Source organism: Bacteroidia bacterium (assembly GCA_040880525.1).
GTDB lineage: Bacteria > Bacteroidota > Bacteroidia > CAILMK01 > JBBDIG01 > JBBDIG01.
The window spans coordinates 57,083-74,634 of the sequence record JBBDIG010000037.1 but is presented as its reverse complement, the minus strand read 5'-3'; the positions used below and the strand labels follow the sequence as shown (position 1 = coordinate 74,634).

Below are 17,552 nucleotides of genomic sequence, written 5' to 3'. Positions count from 1 at the left end.
ATCACAAAGTGTTTATTTAATTCACAATTCATCACTCATAATTAAATTGTACCCATTAATAATTTTTTCTAAGGAATATTCATTTTGAATTTTTACCAGGTTATTTTTAATATATTTTTTAAATATACGGTCATCCTTTTTTAGGATTAGTTGGGCAACTTCATTTGGGGTTTGGAAATATTGCGCGTCATTTCCTAAAACTGCGCGGTTAAAGGGATTATCGTGAGCTACGATGGAGGCTGATGAAGCCATTGCCTCAAGGAGCGAAGGGTTGGTGCCGCCCACGCTATGGCCGTGGAAATAGAGCCGGCTGTAGTAGCGAAGATTATTCAGCAACTGCTGATCGTAAATGCCGCCTACAAACCTGATCCGGCTTTCAGAAAACCGCTTCCGGAGAAACTTACCATATTTCCGGTCTGTGCCGCCTATCACTAAAAATGGGTGTGAAATATTCGCTTTTAAATATCCTTGTAAAATCATCTCAATATGGTTTTCCGGCTCCAGGCGGGCAATGAGCATATCATAATGATATGGACGCAAATTCAGCAGTTCCAGCATTTGCGGATCAGGATCTTCAAATACGGTGGCGGAATAAGGGATGGTTACCACCTGCCGGCTATATTTTTCCTGAAGATATTTTGCAATGGCACTGGAATCGGCAACCACTACATCACTGCTATTTACTGCCCATTTCTCCGCAAGTTTCAGGAAGCGTTTTACCGCTTGTCCGTATTTGGCCCGCTTCCATTCCAAGCCGTCCATGTTTGTGATGATCAGCGGCTTTTCAGGGTAAAATCTCCTCCAGGCGGAGCTGCTTGTGTAGCCCAGAAAGAGCAGCGCATCAAAATCCCGGTGGCGGCTATCGCGAATACAATTCAGATCGTAAATAAACTGCCCGGCCGTTCCCAGCCAAATTTCAGGATCGTAACAATGAATAATGTTTACACGGCCCAGCTTAGCTTCGTGGTAAGGATGCTGATGCGGAGAATAAACCCAAACCTGGTGTCCGCGCTCCGCAAGCCCGGCAGAGAGATATTCGGCAAACTGCTCGAAGCCGCCATAGCGGTTTGGAATGCCGCGGCTGCCAAGAATTCCAATCTTCATGACAAAGTAGTTTTATAAGCCTCCAGCGTAGCTTCGGCTGCTTTTTTCCAGGTATACCGTGCAAAAATCATATCGCGCAATCCGGGGCTCGCTTGCCGGGAATGCGCATCCAGCACGGCTTGCCGGATACTTTCCACACTTTCAGGTTCGCAGTAGGTTGCCAAATCTCCAAAATATTCAAATGCATCACCTTTGCGGGTGATCACTATATTGCAACCCATTGCCGCTGCTTCGAGCGAAGAAAGCCCGGTGGTCTCAAACCAGCTTGGCAGTACGTGTACTTTAGCCTGGCGGTAACATTTCACCAACTCCTCCTGCGCCAGAAAATTAACAAATCTGATATTGCCGCCTGCCTGCCTTCTGCATTGTTCGTAATAGGATTTACCGTTCAAGGTAGGTTTACCAATAATCGTCAGCGGTAAATCCGTTTTATTCATTGCGCGGATCAGGTTCAGTTGATTTTTAAGTCCGTGAATTTGCCCTACGCATATTACGCCATTCCGCTTCTTTTCAGGTGTGTTTTGTTCTTTAAATATTTCAGTATCAATTCCATTTGGAATTACATTATATTTATTTCTAATATTATAATGATTAAATAAACGCATAATTTCACTTTCTGAATTTGGTAAAAGAAATGATGAATTTTTTATTAAATAACGAATTGATTTTTTATGACCCCAAAGCAGGTAATCGCGGCTGCGGATCATTTCCTTGTTAACAGCCATTCGGGCTATGGCTTTAAGATATTCGAGAAAATCATTGCTTACAAGGCGAGCTAATGATCCGGCAATTCCTTTTCGTGCTTTTTTATCAAATTCAGAATAATCCACAAAAATGGGCGAGATGACAAACGGAAGTTTTGATTTTTCAATATGAGGAAGAATGTCTGCCGGCCGTATGATATTGAAAAAGTGGATCAGTTGATATTCGGAATAATCAATGCTTTCGCTGGTCAATTTCAGATCAACCTCAACTCCTGCATGCCGCAGATAGCGCGCTGTAGCCCGCGCCTGGATGGTGTCGCCTCCCTGCACGTCAAAAGCTGTGGCACGAATAAGCATCAGTACATTCATAGTGCTTCCATTTCCTTAGCGGGCCGGTCGAACTGCGGAAAGCAACTGCAAAACGCCAGTGCCCAGATAGTATATTCAGCCACATTCGTGAGAAAGCTTCCGGTAAATTGATACACGAAAATTGTGAAAAACAACAATGTCCGGAAGTAATTATTAAACACCCGTGTTTTTATAAATAAATAAATTTCAAGGATCAATCTGCCTGCTGCACCCAGGATACCAAAAGTTGCGATGGTTTCGGCAAAAGCATTCGGAATTCGCACCACCGGAATATCCCCAATATGGTAATTGTAATAGTTTCGTATCACCTCTTCTCCGAAGATTTTGATTTGGCCAATGCCAATCCCAAACCAGATATTTTTTTCGGTGGCGAAACGTGTAGCGAAAAAGTAAGCTTCCGTCAGTCGGCCTTTAGCAGAAAGATCTTTGCCCTCCAAAATATTTATAAGCCGCTGAAACAGCACGTTCTCCGGAAGAAAAACGAGCAGAAAGAGGAATGAAATGATCATAAGGATCGCGACCGCGGTAATCAGGTTTGCTACGCTGCGTTTCAGCAGCAATTGTCTGCGGTTCATCAGAAGCAAAATGGCGGTGGCTATTATCAGGCAACTGAGAATGCCGAGCGAAAATGACAGTATGAGTGGCAATCCGGCCATAAGCAGGATGAGCCACCGCGGATTTTGTGTTTTTCCCAAAACTAGCTTTAATCCGAAGAAACCCACAAGCGGAACCAGCAACGTGGAATAATATGAAGCCTCGTAAGTAAACAGGCTAAGCCTGGGAAACTCCCTGAAGTTCCCGGTGAGATTGGTTCGAAACCACATCCACTCTGAAACCGGAGTAAATATCAGGATCAGCGCAATGAGGGTGAGCACAAAATTTAAAATCAGGATCCTGAAGAAAATATATTCAAGCCTGTCATACCACTTAAAAAAAGTATGGGCGGCCCTGACGTATATAAAAACTGAAAACAACAGTATGGTTGAAATAAGATAGCTATTCCCGTCAACTCCTCCTGCAAAATGAATGATGGCAAAAGGAGCAAGCAACAATAGAAAATTGCGCAACATATTTCGTTGTCCATGCCGGGCAGCCCAAACATAGAGGAAGGGCGCTAACAGCGTGGTGTATAACAATCCTTCCGGTAGCCCCAACGAATTGAAGAAAAAGCAGAGCACCGCAAAGAGCAGGTATTTATTTACGGTGAGCGAGTAAGCGGTCTGCATTGGGTTTTCGGCCAGTGATGAAATGGAATGTCGAAAGTAAGATAGCCCGCGCATTTTTCAGCTTTCCTCCTGCCAGGCGCTTAATGATGCGGCCGCAATTAGCCGCCATTGCCAGCGGAAGCGCCCACGGATAAAATCTGTGCAGAAAACGAAGTCCATTGTATGAATAAAAATAATCGGCTAAATATCCTTTGCCAATGGTGGTGCTGCCTTTGTCGTAGCAAATAGCCTTATGGCAAACCTGCAAGCGGTATTGCTGCAGCCGCGCCTGGTAGCACCACTCGGTATCTTCCCAATAAATAAAATAATCTTCGGGGAATAAACCCACTTCAGCGAAGGCAGCGGTGGCGGCAAAAAGACATCCGCCAGAAATAGCGAAAAGCTCATTTTCCTGCGCCTCGTTACGGATAAAGCGAATGGTGCCGGACCAGGCATTTAAGCGATAACCGCCCAGATAAAGCAGTGCGGCTGGGGTTGTTGCGGAATATACCTTGCAACCAAAAATCACCTTTCCGGTGGATCTTTCTGCGCAGGCCATCAGTGCTGCCAGCGTTTCCGGCTCCACCATTATGTCAGGATTGAGCAACCAGGCGTAACCCTTTTCACTGGAGATCTTTGGCAGCACGAGATTAACGGCTGCACCATATCCGCGATTCGAGGTGTTGACGATATTCAGCGTTTCCCATTCGTGGACCGGAGAATCGTTAAATTCAGTATTTGTAAAAATGCGGGCGCTGGGCAAAGCGTCCGCAACGGGCCGGTTTTCGCCATTATTTATTATTACAATCCTGAATTTATTAAAATGAGAATTTAACAAAGACTGAACGCACGATGCAGTGTCGTGCCAATTATTATGATTTACGATCAGGATATAGACCACAGGAATGGAGGCTGTAAAAAGTGCAAGTTTATACTGATCCGGAAAGGCTGAGCTTTAGCGGGTCGCCTTGGAATTCTGTATTCGCGGCAAATATTCAAATTTGCAAATTCAAAACTAAACACTAATCACTATTTTGCGGCCTATGGAACCGAATGAAGATTTACAGCGAAAAAGAAACGGTATGCGATCAGATGAAGAACTTGACCTGGGGCCGGTTATTAACTGGTTATCAAGGCAGTTGAAAAAGATGGGAGCGGGACTGGCCATTTTCTTCACCGGCATTGCCCGTTTCTTTTGGGTATTGATCCTGGCGGCAGGAGTTGGATTGGGAGCGGGCTGGCTGTTTCATCATTTCAGCCCGCCTGTATATTATTCTGATATGACGCTCTCGTCCTCTCATCTTTCCCGTGGCTACTATGAGGACTTTCTTCAAAACCTGGAGATATACCTGTTGGATGAAAATTTTGAAGGGCTGGCCAGGACGCTTGATATCCCGGCAACAGGTGCTGAGGGAATAAATAAAATCAAGCTGCTGGAAAGCAGACCCTCGAAAGACTCAACGATTATGGGAACCCTGCTGCGAATCCTGGTTGTGGCAAACGATCCGGCTGTATATGAATATCTGGGACCCAAATTGATGCAATACCTGGCAGGCAATACATTCGCGGTCAAGGTTCACGAAGTGCAGACCAGAAGGCTTAAGACTTCTATAGATGCGCTGGAAAACGAAATCATCCAACTGGACAGCCTGAAGCGGGTAGTCGAAAAAAGTATGCTGTCAGAAAGAATATCTCCCGGTTTGCTGTTTATGGAATCGCCCGATCCTATTCAGGTTTATGAAGAGCGAAACAAGCTTTTCCAAATGCAAAAGGATCAGGAAGCCAAGCTCCTGCTTTCCAGGAATCTGACCATGCTGGATGATTTTACACCCCGCACCGAACCTTCCGAACCGGTTCTCTCTGATTTTCTGAAAATCTTTGGGCTGGCTGCAATTGGCGCAGGCCTGGTAATAACCACCATTATGCAAGCCAGACTAAAAAAGGTATAACCTACCTGTTTATGATCAGCTTCTTCCGGGCAAAGTCACCTTTGGCGCTGATGGTTTCCACGAAGTAAATCCCATTCTTAAAGTGCTGCGTACCGATCCAGGTTTCGCTCTGGCCATTTGCTTCAAAGCTGTCCGAAAGGATCCTTCTGCCGGAGACATCATAAAGATTCACGGTATGCGCACCCGCACCAGTGGCTCTCACCCGGAAATGGTCGTTTGCCGGATTAGGATAAATTTCAAAGGAAAAGTTATCCTCGCGTTCTTCCACTGAGGAAGGCTGATCAATCAGAACGTTGTCAATATTTATGGCGCCACCAATTGCTGAGATATAAGAAAACCGGATAATCGCATCCGTCTCGCTGCTATATGCACTTAGATCTATCTTTTCAGTTCTCCATTCATCCTCTTCGGGATCCAGAAAAACTGAGGGCAGCGAAAGTGGATTGAGGATCGCTTCATCAAAGGTTTTCAATTCTTCGCCCCCTTTTTTATAGAGAACGGTATAAGTTGTACCACAATCCGTGGAGATGGCAATTTCAAGCGTGTCAGCAAACGTGGTATCTTCAGGAAAGTATGGCGGTGTATATTTATGGTAGTTATATGCCATGTCGAAACTCAGCTCAGGACTGCCGGTAGTGCTCAGGTCTAAAACGGGCGACATAATCTCTTCTCTGATTCCATACGTATTGAAAAGCAAGATGGTATTAAATGCCGCTATCGAATTCTGGCCATCTCTGCTCACGCCATCATCTACATACCATAAAAAGATGCTGCCGGTCTGGTTTTGAACCCAACCTGCAGGCGGCATTGCAATGCTTTCAAATCCCTCAGAGAGTGGCAAAGCCATGCCTGTTCCGGCTATTATAAAATCTTCCGAGTGTGTATTTCTGGTGGAAATAGTATCCGGTTGGCCGGAGTTAAGGCTAGTTATTTCCACCTCAAGCGTATGCGAACCTGCTGAAGGGTTCAGGCCCGGCAACGGTATCCAGGCATTCTCGTACGAACCCAGGTTTCCGCTCCATGTGTGGCTCTGGCTGGAGCCATTTACTTCGTATTCCAATTCTACTTCTGTTATATCCTGGCTTCCGGTATTTCTGATCAGGACTTGCGTGTTCACAGGAGAGCCGCAGGTTCTTTGTGGGGCATCAATTTTAATGATCTCCGCATCATAGGGCGCGGTTGCAGGATCTTCAAAAAACGGAATGGCGCCTTCCAGATGGCTGAAAGCTGCAACAGAGTGCCCAAGCCCGGGAACCGCTGCATGATATACTTTTCCGTTATTTTTTACCATCTCTTCGAATATTCGCTCAATTGACCAGAGGTAAAAAAAGTCTTCAGCACCATTCGTAATATGTACGGGAATCTGGGAGGCATTTGCGTAGTTATATTCAATTCCTGCCTGTGGATCGTTTTCGGCATCCAGAATACCTTGTATGGCGGGCGTATTGAGCAGCAGACCAAAAAATTCTCCGGGATTATCCAGTCCATATTTCAGGGCGCTTCTGCCACCCAGCGAAAATCCCTGAAGGATGACCCTGTCTGTGTCAATATGGTAGCGCTGCATGGTATAGCTTATTGCTTCACCGATTATTTCTTCATCATTTTCCGGTTCATAGAAATCTTTTCCCTGATCATTTCCTCCGTCAGGAAATACGAAAATGGTTTGCGGAAAATGGTTTCGCCAGTTCAGCGAGGTTATGAGTGCATTTCTATAATTCGTGCTATTATCTCCCAGGCCATGAAGCCCTACCATAAGTTGGTATTTCTTAGTAGAATCATAATCCTGGGGAACAAAATATGAAAGGGTCCGTGGTGAAGACATAAAGGTTATCGACTTTTCAAAAAGTCCTTTGTCCTGTGCCTGGAGTGGCTCTGTGCCGAATACGCACAGCAGAAAACTAAATGCGATAATAAAGAAGTTGCGATTATCCATGGGTTGTGTTTTTAAATACATAAAATTTTTCTTCAAATTTAAAATGTAAAATAAAATTACAAATAGTTTTTTCGGGAAATAGCCAGAAATAACTGCGTAAACTCAAGAGCTAAAGGCAAGAAACCCCATAAAATATTCTTTGTGAAACTGAATGGCCTAAAGTGGCATTCATCTTTGGCCTTCATACTTCAGTTCGAAGGACTTCCAGCGGAGGCTTATTGAGAACGTTCCGGCTGTTCAGGAGGCCCAGTGCTACGGTGATGGCGGTAATAATGAAATAGATGAAAAGTGCGGGAAGCAGGTCTGGAATAAACGCCATTTCAAAGCTAAAAACCGCAAGCGCCCATGTCGCAAGCAATGACAGTAATATTCCTGTAATACAGGCAATACTGCTCAGGAGAAAATATTCCATGGCATTAATGAGCAGGATTTGCCTGCGACTGGCCCCCAGGGTTCGCAGCAATACGCTCTCGCGGATGCGCTGGAACTTGCTGATAATGATAGAGCTGATGAGCACCAGGATTCCGGTAAAAATGCTGAACATTGCCATGAACCGGATCACAAATGAGATCTTACCCAGAATATCATCCAGCGTTTCCTTTATAAGGGTAATATCAATGACTGAGATCGTAGGAAATTCATTTACCATAGCGCTTTGAAAAACGGCCGCAACGCTGTCAGTGGGAGTGCGGGTCATAATGACCTCAAACCGGGGAGCATCTTCCAGCACTCCTTCCGGGAAAATAACCACGAAGTTGGTCTGAATACGATTCCACTCAATTTCGCGCAAACCGCTGATGTAGGTGTGCATCAATGTTCCCTGCACATTGAAAAGCAACTCATCTCCGATACCTGAATGCATCCGTTCTGCAAATCCTTCTTCTAAGGAAATCGGTATCCTGTTCTGTGCATCTTTTTCTGCCGGCCATTCCCCTGCCACCAGTTCTTCCGAATCGGTGAGATGGTCGCGATAGGTAACGCGATACTCCCGGTCAAATACTCCGCTTGAAATATCGGAGGTGGTGTCGCTGGCATATTCCTGCTTGTCTTTTCCTTTAAGTTCTACGAGGCGCATAGTGACAATGGGAACCTGTTGCAGCACCGGCAAGTCATACGCCTCCACCAGCTTTTTCACGGATTCGGCCTGGTGGGGCTGAATATCGAAAAGCACCATGTTGGGCTGTGCGCCACTGGTGGACATTTTCACCTGGTCAAGCAACAGGTTTTGCGTAAAGAACAGCGTAGAAAGGAGCATCGTACCCATTCCGATAGTCACGGTCAGCATTAACGTCTGGTTATTGGGGCGATACAGGTTTGCGAGTCCCTGCCTTGCGACATAGCTCCATCCCACTGGAAAAAATCTGCGTGTGATCCACATGATGAGCATTCCTGTTCCGGCAAGCAATAAAAAAACAAGGGCAAGAGAGCCGGAAAAGACAAGGGCCTCCATCCAGTTCTGAGCCTGGCTCCAGGCAAACCCGGCAACAAAAAGTGCCACCAGCAGGTAACCCAGCCATCGCCAGGGATCGCGGTCGCTTTTAGGAGATTCAACCGAGGAGCGCAAAGTGTGCAGCGGAGAAATCCTGCGGATGCGCAGCAAAGGCAGTAGCGCAAAAAGTACCGAAATCCCAACGCCCGTGGCCACTCCGCTAAAAATAGCGCTCCACGAGATGCTGAGGCTGATCTCTATCGGCACAAAATCCTGAAGCACCTGGGGCAGCACAGTCTGCATAAGGCTGCCAAGCACAGCACCTGCCACCGACCCCATAAATCCCATGATGATGATTTGAAGCAGGAAAATGAGAAAAGCCATCGTACCGCTTGCGCCCAGGCAGCGAATTATAGCTACGGTTTCAATCTTCTCTTTTATGTATACATGGACCGCACTTGCCACGCCCACGCAGCCCAGCAGCAGTGCAATAAAGGCCACCAGGTTGAGGAACCGGCTCAGGTTTTCAAATGTGCGGCTGATGGATCGCTTGCGGTCTTCTACCGTTACAAAATCCAGATCGGTATCTTTCAATGCTTCCTGCATCTGTTCCTTCAGTTTTTCTGCATCTACCTGTTCCGGCAGCTTATAGTAATATTCATAGCGGATGCGGCTGCCCACCTGCACCAATCCGGTTTTTTGCAGGTACTGCATAGGAATGTAGACTGAAGGCGCCACAGCCAAACTGAACCCGGTCTGCCCCGGCACCTGAAGCAAAGCGCCCTCTATAATAAAGTATGATTCCCCAACCTGCACCGTATCGCCAATTTTGGCATCGAATTGCAGCATCAGGGTCTCATCCACGAGTGCCCCCCTTTTATTCCTGAAGGACATCCCGGCTGAAGGTGGTGCAGTTTCCAGCGCACCATAAAAGGGAAAATTCCCTTCCAGCGCCCTTACCTGTACCAGCCGTGAACTGCCCCCTTTTGGGAAAAGCACCATTGAAGGAAAACTGTATTCTCTTGCGCGCTCTCCGGGGATGGAATCAATTTGCCTGAAGATAGAGTCAGAAAGGGCCCGGTTGGTATGCACCTCGAAATCTGCACCCAGGAGTTCTTTTGCTTGTAAGTCAATATCGGATTGAAGGTTTTGGCTGAAGGAGTTGATAGCCACTAAAGCAGCTATCCCCAACACAATAGAAGAAATAAACAGCAACAAGCGGCCGCGATTCTTCTGGCTGTCGCGCCAGGCCATTTTCCAAAGCCACAAAAATTTATACATATAAATTGGATTCGGGGAAAAATTGCACGCGATAGGTCAATGAAAAATAAATGAGCCTGGTAATAACACCGGACATCTTATGCCAAACTTTCATGTTTAATTAAGATTCATTTAACAACATTTTAATATTTTGACTAAGCAACAGCGATAATTGGCGGTGGTTGTTCCTTTTATAATTTTGGCTGCTAAATTCAGAAAATGTATATTGATACGCATACCCACCTTTTTCTTGAGCAGTTTGAAGAGGACATTAAGGAAACGATGGATCGGGCAAAGGCAGAAGGTGTTTTGAAATGCTTTTTACCCAATATTGACGCCAGCACCATTTCTCCGCTAAAGGCACTGGCTGCACAATTTCCGGAACAATGCTTTCCCATGATGGGACTTCATCCATGCTCTGTAAAGGAAGACTGGAAGCAACAAATGCAGACGATTGAAAATGAACTGAGGAAAGGAAAATATTATGCGGTGGGCGAGGCAGGACTGGATTATTACTGGGATACGTCATTTAAGGCAGCACAACAGGAGGCGTTGCGCTATCAGGTAAGCCTTGCCCTCGAACTGGACTTACCCATCGTGCTGCACACCCGCGACAGCTTTGACGATAACCTTCGCATTATGCAGGAAATGCAGGATGGACGGCTCAGGGGCGTTTTCCATTGCTTTACAGGAAGTCCTGAAGAAGCTGTACAGGTTATTGATCTCGGCTTCTATCTGGGGATTGGAGGCGTTGTTACGTTTAAGAACAGTGGTTTGGACAAAACGCTGGAGCAAGTACCCTTGCAATCTCTTGTACTCGAAACCGATTCGCCTTATTTGGCACCGGTGCCTTTCAGGGGAAAAAGAAATGAGAGCAGCTACATTCCTTACATTGCCAGAAAGCTGGCGGAAATAAAAGACATGCCGGTAGAAACAATTGCCAGCGAAACCAGCCGGAATTCCATGAAACTTTTTAGCATAAAGAATGGCGGGAATTAAGCCAGGCAAAGGTTTGCAGAGGGCTATTTAATATATGAACCTTTAGGCTGGTATGTAAAAATGTGTAACTTGCGCAGCCGAAAAAAGGCTAAAAATTTTAGAAGAAAAAATGGCAATACCAGCATATTTATATGACTTTTGCCGCGATGTCTGAAAGAAAGTATGCTTGCGTTACAACAGGCCACCTGTTCTTATCTGAACAAAGGAGGTCGAAAGACGTAATTAGAACTTTCAAGGCAGAGAATTTAATGATCAACAAGCAATTACGGAGAGATGGCCGAGTGGTTTAAGGCGCACGCCTGGAAAGTGTGTATACCTCTAAAGGGTATCGCGGGTTCGAATCCCGCTCTCTCCGCCATAATGCTGATAAAGCAGCTAATTTTCTTTTACCCCGGTTATGGTTGCATCCCAGCCATTTATAAATTAAAGGTCTTAAATCAGAAATAATCAACTTTAAAAACGGTTTAACTAATTCAAAACAAGTTATGAAAAAATTAACTCTTCTATTGGCTGTATTCAGCTTGTGCATTTTGCCGAACACAGGTTTTGCGCAAAACGATACAGGTGCAGAAGTTACAGATACTATGGTAGCGGACAGCATAGTGGAAATGGATGAACAGGGACAAACAGATGTGGAGGAAGCGCCTATCGCAGAACCTGAAGAGGTAGAAGAAACGGAGGGTGCTCATAAAATTATTAAGGAAAAGTTTATACAAGGTGGTCCCTGGATGTGGCCGGTGCTTCTTTGCCTCATTATCGGACTGGCCGTGGCGATCGAACGGATTATTGTTTTGAACATGAAAACCGTGAATCGCGATAAATTCATGAAGCGCATAGAAACTGCCCTGAGTTCAGGAGGTATTGACAAGGCGAAAAGCGTTGCAAGAGATACGCGCGGACCGATAGCGTCAATATACTATCAGGGACTGGATCGCAGCCCTGAGGGTATTGATATAGTAGAAAAATCCATCGTCTCTTATGGCTCCGTTGAAATGGGAAGGCTTGAGCAAGGGCTCGTCTGGATTTCCCTTTTTATTGCCATTGCCCCTATGCTTGGTTTCATGGGTACCGTTATCGGGATGATTGATGCGTTTGATTCAATTGAAGCAGCCGGTGACATTTCACCTTCACTTGTAGCTGCCGGTATTAAAGTAGCCCTTCTTACAACTGTGGCGGGACTTATCGTTGCTATTATCCTCCAGGTATTTTATAATTATCTTGTTTCCAAAGTTGATTCAATGGTAAATGATATGGAAGATTCTTCCATTATGCTGGTGGACATGCTGATTAAATATAACGTTGTAAAAACATTTAAGGACAATGGATAATCTGGCAGACATCGGACTATACGTGGGCTACTTTCTTATTATCGTAGCCGTTCTTCTCACCCTGGGTGCCGGGATTGTACACATGTTCAGGCACTTCCGAAAAGACCAGGATATATTGTACGGACTGGCAGGCCTCATCATCATTATGGGACTCGCCTTTCTTATCTCAGATAATGAAGTCCTGAAAAGTTATGAAGCTTTTGACATTACCCCTTTCAAATCAAAAATGATCGGTAGCGGACTAATTGCAACTTATTTTCTTGGAGGCCTTGCTATAATAGGTATAGTAGCCGCAGAGATCATTTCAATGTTCAGATAAATGGCCAAAGCAAAAAGAACAATCCCGGAAATTAATGCAGCTTCTATGGCTGACATTGCATTTCTGTTGCTCATTTTCTTCCTTTTGGTAACAACTATTGATACTGATAAAGGGATCGCGAGGAAATTGCCGCCCATACCCCTGGAGCCGCCTCCTCCGCTCGAAGAACATGACAGGAACGTTCTTATTATTCTGGTGAACTCTGCAGACCAAATGCTGGTGGATGGAGAGCTGCTTCAGGTAGATGTCTTGAGGGAAACCACCAAAGAATTTGTAATGAATCCCTATAATAAGCCCACTCTTGCCGAAAGCCCGCAGGATGCCATCGTGTCGTTGAAAAATGACCGGGGAACAAGCTATGATATTTATATCCAGATCCAGAATGAACTGACTGCGGCCTACAATGAACTGAGGGATGAAGCCGCTTTGAGGCGTTTTGGGACTAATTTTAATGATTTGAACAGGCAACAGCAGAGCGAGATCAAGGAAATTATTCCAATGAAGATATCAGAAGCTGAGCCTGAAAATATCGGAGAACAGTAGTCATGGGAAAATTCAACAAAGACAGCAAAAGAGCATTACCGGCCATTTCCACTGCTTCCCTGCCGGATATTATCTTTATTCTCCTTTTCTTTTTTATGGTAACCACCGTATTACGGGATAAACAATTACTGGTAAAGCAGCAGTTGCCCTCTGCCACTGAAATTGAGAAACTTGAAAAGAAGTCGCTGGTAAGTTATATTTATATTGGTCCTCCCAGGGAAACCGACCGGTACGGTACGGCCCCGCGAATTCAGTTGAATGATGCCTTTGCCCCCGTTTCCCAGGTGCAGTCATTTGTATTGAGCGAGCGCAGGCAACGGGATGAGCGAATGATCCCTTTTATGACCTTCTCCCTTAAAGTGGACAAAACCACCAGAATGGGACTCGTAACGGATGTGAAACAGGAACTTAGAGAAGTGCAGCAACTCAAGATCAACTACTCCACAGTTGTCGCAAGGGAAGACGAGTAATCAGGATTCCAGGAAAAATTGAAGGCCGTCTTTGACCACCAACGCGGTATCAATAGGCAGCCTTTTTTCGTGGTACGGATGGTAGCTGCCAAATGTATGTCCGGCACTTGGGATCAGATTGAGTTTAACCTGCTTATTTACGCGCTTCATGGCAATGGCATGTTCGAAAGGTACCGATTCATCCTCCGTTCCATGAACCGCCATAAAAGGCACTGAAATCCGGGAAGCCGCAGCAATCACATCCAGCCGCTCCTTATTATTCTCCAGGTCCTCAATCAATTGGTATTTCAAAGGCATCTGCTGTCCGGTGCGGGAATTCTCAATCTGCATCACGCCCTTTGCCTTCCACTCCTTTCTCATGGCTGCGTTCCATTTCTCACCCAGATCGCCCACAGCAGCCCAGGTTACCAGCTTCTTTACCCTTTCATCTTCTGATGCTTTAATAATGGAGATCGCCCCGCCCCGGCTGTGGCCCAGCAGACAGATCTCCTCCTCTGCTCTCTCTGACTCAGGGATCAATGCATTGCTCAGCGACCAGGAAATAACCTGCTCCAGGTCATCAAGTTCGCGGGAAAAGTTATTCTTTGAGAACGCATCAAGATCAGTAAACTCGATAGGATTATCCAGGGAAACACCATTACAGGAAAAATTGAATTTGATAAAAATGAATCCTTCTCTTGCGAATTGCTCAGCGATCATATTAAAAGTACCCCAATCCTTAAAGCCCTTAAATCCATGCGAAAAAATGACCATAGGTTTGGGTTTGCCGTCATCCATAAAAAATACATCCGCCAGGAGCGGATGTGCATCGTCCGTAGAAATCGAAATATTTCTGATCTGTTCCATTTTCAGTTTAAAAGCATATTTATAGAAAAAAGTTGGGGATATTTAGCAGGGTAGTAAAAAGAGCCGCTGCTCTTGGTAGCTCTGAAATATCGGCTAATTTAGCGCAAATTTCAGAGGCCCTTCCTACATGTCCATTACGCTCGACCAAATCAAGCATCCGATAGCTGAAAACATAAAGGTATTTGAGAAAAAGTTCAGAGAATCAATGAAGACCAAAGTCTCATTGCTGGACAAGATCATGACCTATATTGTACGGCACAAGGGTAAACAGATCCGCCCCATGTTCGTATTTCTGAGCGCGGGTGTTTGCGGTGGCGTAAAAGAAGAAACTTATCGCGGGGCAGCGCTCGTGGAATTGCTGCATACCGCTACCCTCATCCATGATGATGTGGTGGACAGTGCCTTGCAGCGGAGGGGGTTTTTCTCCATCAATGCGCTGTGGCAAAATAAAATTGCCGTTCTGGTGGGCGATTACCTGCTATCGCGCGGTTTGCTCCTTTCTCTCGCCAATAATGATTTTGAGATGCTGAAGATCTGCTCAGAAGCCGTAAAGCTGATGAGTGAAGGAGAACTGCTGCAAATTGAAAAAGCCAGGAAACTGGATATTCAGGAGCATATTTATTTTGACATTATCCGGATGAAAACGGCTTCCCTCATTGCTTCCTGCTGCGCCATCGGATCTTACTCCACCGGCTCTTCCACGGAAGAAGTAGAAGTGATGAGGACCTTTGGCGAGAAGATAGGACTGGCTTTCCAGATAAAAGACGATCTGTTTGATTTCGGCAATGACGACATCGGCAAGCCGACCGGCATTGATATTAAGGAAAAGAAAATGACGCTGCCCCTGATCTATGCCCTGCAACAAGGCACACGCAGCGAGAAGCACAAGATCATCTCCATCGTAAAACGGCACAACACCAACGAAAAGAAGGTATCAGAGCTGATAGATTTTGTAAAAGCAAAAGGAGGCATTGAATACGCCCAGGAAAAAATGCTGAAATATCAGGATGAGGCATTTGCGCTCCTGCGGCAATTTCCTGACAGCACCTACCGCCAGTCGCTGGAAAACCTTGTGATCTTCACCACAGAGAGAAAAAAGTAGCGACCTGTCAGGTTACCTGAGCTTTGGCCGAAGCTTTCTGACGCACACGTTCTGCCACGTCAGCCAGGCGTGCTGAGTAGCCGGTTTCGTTATCATACCAGCCTACCACCTTCACCATCTTTCCACGCACTACCGTAAGCTGCGAATCAAAGATGCAACTGTGGTGATTCCCGGTGATATCCGATGATACGATCGGGGCATCCGTAAATTCAAGGATATTTAAAAGCCGACCCGAAGCTGCCGCTCTGAAAGCATCATTAATATCCCTGGCACTGACCTCTTTTTTGATCATGCAGGTAAAATCAGTTATAGAGCCATCCGGAACCGGAACGCGGTAGGAGATCCCATGCAAGCGCCCCTTCAAATGTGGTAATACGAGTTCTGTGGCCTGGGTAGCACCCGTAGTAGTAGGAATAATATTAACAGCGGCTGACCGCGCTCTTCGCAGATCCTTGTGAGGTGCGTCAATAAGATTCTGGTCAGAAGTATAGGCATGGATCGTGGCCAGGTATCCGGATTCTACACTGGCAAGATCATCAAGCACCTGCACCATAGGAGCCAGGCAATTTGTGGTACAAGAGGCATTGCTCAGCACCTGCCAGTCTTCATTCAGCAAATGATCATTCACGCCCAGCACCAGCGTTGGCGTATTATCATCAGAAGGAGCAGAGATGAGCACCCGTTTGGCTCCAGCTTCCAGATGCGCGGAAGCCGCTTCTGTCGTTCTGAACTTGCCCGAACATTCCAGGACCAGATCAACTGCCAAATCCCGCCAGGGCAAAAGATGCGGTTGCTTTTCACTGAAAACCGGAATGGCATTTTCTCCTGCAATCAGGTGCTTTTCATCAAAGCCAACATCACCGGGAAACCGGCCATGAACCGAATCATATTTCAGGAGATGTGCAAGGGTAGCAACATTGGTCAGATCATTAATCGCTGCCACTTCGATATTTGGATTGTTCAGCAGATGTCGCAGGGTAATCCGGCCAATTCGTCCAAAGCCGTTGATGGCTATTCTAATCTTGTTCATTCGAGCTTTCGTGTCAGTGATTTTATCGGGGTCAAAATTACAGAGAAAAATTTCGCACGCAGATTCAGTATGCTATCAAAAAAAATTTATTTTTGCACCCGCTTTAGCCAAAAGAGGCGTAGCACTTTCAGACATCCTGGCCCGTTCGTCTATCGGTTAGGACCCCAGGTTTTCAACCTGGTAAGAGGGGTTCGACTCCCCTACGGGCTACTTTCAAATCAGCAGAAAGCCTGAAGCAGCAATTGCTTCAGGCTTTTTTCGTTTTTGGTGGGTGAAGGTTTATGATGAAGGCGGATGAGATCGTCCAATAATGTGTTTGATGCGTCTGGCTTGCTCGAAACCTTGAGCGGGTCATCCTATAGGTGAAGTTGAGCCACTTCTACTTTTGCTTCCAATGCAGAAGCCGGATATGGGAATTTACTCTGCTCAGAAGAAAGAGTATATTGATCCGGATTGCAAAGTTTTTCGGATTGATAAAATCTTCTATTCGGTAAGCAGCACTCATACATTATACGTGACAAATCTCTAAGAGGATCCCGGATAGTTTTCTGACCTGGCAAGTAATTCCTCAATACGATCCAAAACCTTTTTCGCAGTTTTAAATCCTTTCTTTACTGAATTCTTGTCATAGTAATCATCTACCTTAGTCAATCCTGCTAAATGTACACGGTTTCTGTGGGACGGTCAGCGAAAACTACCTCCAGGTACACTTCAATTTCATTCTTGCAGATTTTCAGTGAGTTTAAATCAGGATTTACATTCTTTTTAAACTTCCTCCTGAATTCCCAGCTAATTCAATTTTTTCAGTCATCGTGAACGTTTCTATAATCTTGACCTCCCTTTGGGATTTTTTATTTTTGAATTGGCAGATGTCACATTTTCTATTCGTGAAATTAAAGATTTAAAAAAAAGCTGCAATTTTATATTCTAAATTATTTGATTCGAATTAGCAAATTGTTTTA

Annotated in this window: 15 protein-coding genes and 2 tRNA genes; 9 read left to right on the top strand and 8 right to left on the bottom strand. The window is 45.4% G+C overall.

The genetic code is table 11. From position 1 onward, the window contains the following. Positions 1-21: 21 nt before the first annotated feature. The 4 genes from WD077_10735 to WD077_10720 are packed head-to-tail and all read right to left on the bottom strand — an operon-like array spanning position 22 to position 4,283. Positions 22-1,104 carry a DUF1972 domain-containing protein gene (locus WD077_10735; protein MEX0967704.1) on the bottom strand — a complete coding sequence of 361 codons (1,083 nt, stop codon included), beginning with the start codon at positions 1,102-1,104 and terminating at the stop codon, positions 22-24. Beyond that, positions 1,101-2,177, bottom strand: a complete 1,077-nt coding sequence (locus tag WD077_10730; protein ID MEX0967703.1) for a glycosyltransferase — start codon at positions 2,175-2,177, stop codon at positions 1,101-1,103. Before WD077_10730 ends, WD077_10735 begins: the two co-directional genes overlap by 4 nt. Beyond that, complete coding sequence (locus WD077_10725) at positions 2,174-3,403, bottom strand: hypothetical protein (GenBank protein MEX0967702.1); 1,230 nt, start codon at positions 3,401-3,403, stop codon at positions 2,174-2,176. Before WD077_10725 ends, WD077_10730 begins: the two co-directional genes overlap by 4 nt. Continuing rightward, the gene (locus WD077_10720; protein ID MEX0967701.1) at positions 3,372-4,283 is read right to left on the bottom strand and encodes a glycosyltransferase family 2 protein; all 912 of its coding nucleotides are present in this window, start codon (positions 4,281-4,283) and stop codon (positions 3,372-3,374) included. The genes WD077_10725 and WD077_10720 overlap by 32 nt, the downstream gene beginning before the upstream one ends. A 181-nt stretch (positions 4,284-4,464) precedes the next feature. Between WD077_10720 and WD077_10715 the strand changes: the two genes are divergently transcribed. Continuing rightward, positions 4,465-5,331, top strand: coding sequence for a hypothetical protein (locus WD077_10715; protein ID MEX0967700.1), 867 nt, complete (start codon positions 4,465-4,467; stop codon positions 5,329-5,331). A 1-nt stretch (position 5,332) separates the two neighbouring features. Here the strand turns inward: WD077_10715 and WD077_10710 are convergent, their stop codons facing one another. Next, positions 5,333-7,264, bottom strand: coding sequence for a T9SS type A sorting domain-containing protein (locus WD077_10710; protein MEX0967699.1), 1,932 nt, complete (start codon positions 7,262-7,264; stop codon positions 5,333-5,335). 181 nt (positions 7,265-7,445) lie between these two features. Next, positions 7,446-9,974, bottom strand: a complete 2,529-nt coding sequence (locus WD077_10705; protein ID MEX0967698.1) for an FtsX-like permease family protein — start codon at positions 9,972-9,974, stop codon at positions 7,446-7,448. 198 nt (positions 9,975-10,172) lie between these two features. Here WD077_10705 and WD077_10700 point away from each other — a divergent pair, with 198 nt between their 5' ends. The 6 genes from WD077_10700 to WD077_10675 all read left to right on the top strand — a co-directional run bounded on the left by WD077_10700 (position 10,173) and on the right by WD077_10675 (position 13,612). Next, positions 10,173-10,952 (top strand): TatD family hydrolase, encoded by a 780-nt coding sequence (locus WD077_10700; protein MEX0967697.1) that lies wholly within the window; start codon positions 10,173-10,175, stop codon positions 10,950-10,952. 267 nt (positions 10,953-11,219) lie between these two features. Continuing rightward, positions 11,220-11,310: transfer RNA gene (locus WD077_10695), tRNA-Ser, on the top strand. 127 nt (positions 11,311-11,437) lie between these two features. Beyond that, entirely contained in the window at positions 11,438-12,280 is an 843-nt protein-coding gene (locus WD077_10690) for a MotA/TolQ/ExbB proton channel family protein (GenBank protein ID MEX0967696.1), read from the top strand. Then, positions 12,273-12,599, top strand: a complete 327-nt coding sequence (locus WD077_10685; protein MEX0967695.1) for a hypothetical protein — start codon at positions 12,273-12,275, stop codon at positions 12,597-12,599. The genes WD077_10690 and WD077_10685 overlap by 8 nt, the downstream gene beginning before the upstream one ends. Further along, positions 12,600-13,142, top strand: coding sequence for a biopolymer transporter ExbD (locus tag WD077_10680; protein ID MEX0967694.1), 543 nt, complete (start codon positions 12,600-12,602; stop codon positions 13,140-13,142). It abuts the gene before it with no gap. 2 nt (positions 13,143-13,144) lie between these two features. Next, on the top strand, positions 13,145-13,612 hold the full coding sequence (locus WD077_10675; protein MEX0967693.1) for a biopolymer transporter ExbD: 468 nt from the start codon (positions 13,145-13,147) through the stop codon (positions 13,610-13,612). Here WD077_10675 and WD077_10670 read toward each other — a convergent pair whose 3' ends face one another. Continuing rightward, complete coding sequence (locus WD077_10670; protein MEX0967692.1) at positions 13,613-14,458, bottom strand: prolyl oligopeptidase family serine peptidase; 846 nt, start codon at positions 14,456-14,458, stop codon at positions 13,613-13,615. A 127-nt stretch (positions 14,459-14,585) separates the two neighbouring features. Between WD077_10670 and WD077_10665 the strand changes: the two genes are divergently transcribed. Next, positions 14,586-15,560 carry a polyprenyl synthetase family protein gene (locus WD077_10665; protein MEX0967691.1) on the top strand — a complete coding sequence of 325 codons (975 nt, stop codon included), beginning with the start codon at positions 14,586-14,588 and terminating at the stop codon, positions 15,558-15,560. A 7-nt stretch (positions 15,561-15,567) separates the two neighbouring features. Here WD077_10665 and gap read toward each other — a convergent pair whose 3' ends face one another. After that, on the bottom strand, positions 15,568-16,590 hold the full coding sequence (gap, locus tag WD077_10660) for a type I glyceraldehyde-3-phosphate dehydrogenase (protein ID MEX0967690.1): 1,023 nt from the start codon (positions 16,588-16,590) through the stop codon (positions 15,568-15,570). Positions 16,591-16,728: 138 nt separating this feature from the next. On the opposite strand from gap, the gene WD077_10655 reads away from it, so the two are divergent. Next, positions 16,729-16,800, top strand: a tRNA-Glu gene (locus WD077_10655). Positions 16,801-17,552 lie beyond the last annotated feature (752 nt).

Excerpts from the sequence above, each read along its gene's own strand:
- WD077_10690 (MEX0967696.1), top strand. The coding sequence starts at position 11,438 with ATGAAAAAATTAACTCTTCTATTGGCTGTATTCAGCTTGTGCATTTTG.
- WD077_10670 (MEX0967692.1), bottom strand. The coding sequence starts at position 14,458 with ATGGAACAGATCAGAAATATTTCGATTTCTACGGACGATGCACATCCG.
- WD077_10730 (MEX0967703.1), bottom strand. The coding sequence starts at position 2,177 with ATGAATGTACTGATGCTTATTCGTGCCACAGCTTTTGACGTGCAGGGA.
- WD077_10700 (MEX0967697.1), top strand. The coding sequence starts at position 10,173 with ATGTATATTGATACGCATACCCACCTTTTTCTTGAGCAGTTTGAAGAG.
- WD077_10710 (MEX0967699.1), bottom strand. The coding sequence starts at position 7,264 with ATGGATAATCGCAACTTCTTTATTATCGCATTTAGTTTTCTGCTGTGC.
- WD077_10725 (MEX0967702.1), bottom strand. The coding sequence starts at position 3,403 with ATGCAGACCGCTTACTCGCTCACCGTAAATAAATACCTGCTCTTTGCG.
- WD077_10685 (MEX0967695.1), top strand. The coding sequence starts at position 12,273 with ATGGATAATCTGGCAGACATCGGACTATACGTGGGCTACTTTCTTATT.
- WD077_10680 (MEX0967694.1), top strand. The coding sequence starts at position 12,600 with ATGGCCAAAGCAAAAAGAACAATCCCGGAAATTAATGCAGCTTCTATG.
- WD077_10715 (MEX0967700.1), top strand. The coding sequence starts at position 4,465 with ATGCGATCAGATGAAGAACTTGACCTGGGGCCGGTTATTAACTGGTTA.
- WD077_10665 (MEX0967691.1), top strand. The coding sequence starts at position 14,586 with ATGTCCATTACGCTCGACCAAATCAAGCATCCGATAGCTGAAAACATA.
- WD077_10675 (MEX0967693.1), top strand. The coding sequence starts at position 13,145 with ATGGGAAAATTCAACAAAGACAGCAAAAGAGCATTACCGGCCATTTCC.
- WD077_10735 (MEX0967704.1), bottom strand. The coding sequence starts at position 1,104 with ATGAAGATTGGAATTCTTGGCAGCCGCGGCATTCCAAACCGCTATGGC.
- WD077_10705 (MEX0967698.1), bottom strand. The coding sequence starts at position 9,974 with ATGTATAAATTTTTGTGGCTTTGGAAAATGGCCTGGCGCGACAGCCAG.
- gap (MEX0967690.1), bottom strand. The coding sequence starts at position 16,590 with ATGAACAAGATTAGAATAGCCATCAACGGCTTTGGACGAATTGGCCGG.